Genomic DNA, 1345 nt, shown 5'->3' on the forward strand with positions numbered 1-1345 from the left:
ACGCAACGATGAGGTGATCTGCGCGCCGGCGCACTGCCGTCGTTGCGCCCGGCGCAATGTAGCGTTGCGCCTTGACGGGGTACTCCATCGCAAGCGCTCTGCTTAAGCTCTCTGCGCAGAAAGTCTGCCGTACGCCAATCGCACGCGGCGGATTGAAAAATCTGTCGTTTACTCAGTTCGAGAGGTTAGGCGATGCAGCGCAAGACGATCATCGGTGCCGTTCTGGCGCTTGGCGTGGTGGGGATAGGGTTCGCGTTCTGGATGATGTGGAGGCCGCAAATAGCTACTGTCAGCCAGCCTCAGAGTGCCGGGCGCGAAACCCTGGACAGAGGCCGGCGCATCGTCGAAACGGGAGACTGCGCGGTCTGCCACACGCGGCCAGGAGGCGATTACATGGCGGGCGGATTGCCATTGAAAACGCCCTTCGGAACACTCTTCACCACCAACATCACCCCGGACCGGGAAACCGGTATCGGCAAGTGGTCGCTGGAGGCCTTTGAACGAGCCATGCGTGAAGGCATCGCCCGCGACGGTCACTTTCTCTATCCAGCTTTCCCGTACGTGCATTACCAAAGGTTGAATGATGCCGATATCGCGGATGCCTACGCCTTCCTGATGAGCGTGGACCCGGTCAAGTACACCGCACCTGAAAACCATATGGTTTTCCCCATGAACTTCCGTGCGCTGGTGTCTTTCTGGAACTTGCTGTTCCTGCATGGGGATCCGTTGGAACCACTTCCCGACCGGTCAGCGCAATGGAACCGCGGACGCTATCTGGTCGAAGGCGCGGGACACTGTTCATCCTGTCATTCGCCCCTGAATCTGATTGGCGGCGAGAAGAGCAGCGAACTGTTCAACGGCGGTATCGTCGACGGCTGGACGGCCCCCTCCCTGCGCGGGATGGCCGCAGCGCAACACCCCTGGAATGAAGCCCAATTGGTCGCCTATCTGACGGGCAAGGTCGCCGAAGATCACGGTGCAGCGGCGGGCCCGATGTTGCCGGTCAGCCTGAGCATCGCGCAATTGCCGGTTGAAGATGCCCATGCCATCGCCCGCTATATTCTTGACCTCAAAAAGACCTCTTCGCACGTGACGTCACCGCCCTGCCCCCCTGAGGCCAAGCCCAGTGCCCAGGCGCTGCCGGGCGCGGCGCTGTTCGAAGGTGCCTGCGAAAGTTGCCACGGCTCCGCCGCCCCTATGCGCGCCATTGAATCGAGGCCCGCTCTGGCAAACACCAGCGCAGTGACGGCGGACTCGCCACGTAACCTGATCCAAACCATCCTGCAGGGCATCCCGATGTCCAGCGCCGCTTTCAGCCACTACATGCCTGCCTTCGCAGACAGTC

General features: G+C 61.3%; 1 protein-coding gene. It reads left to right on the forward strand.

All coding sequences use genetic code 11. The features are described from left to right. Positions 1 to 192: 192 nt before the first annotated feature. A partial coding sequence (locus ACXRVY_RS29440) for a c-type cytochrome (protein WP_458239011.1) occupies positions 193 to 1345 on the forward strand: 1153 nt, incomplete at its 3' end.

This window comes from Pseudomonas sp. P5_A2_2, from assembly GCF_054177685.1.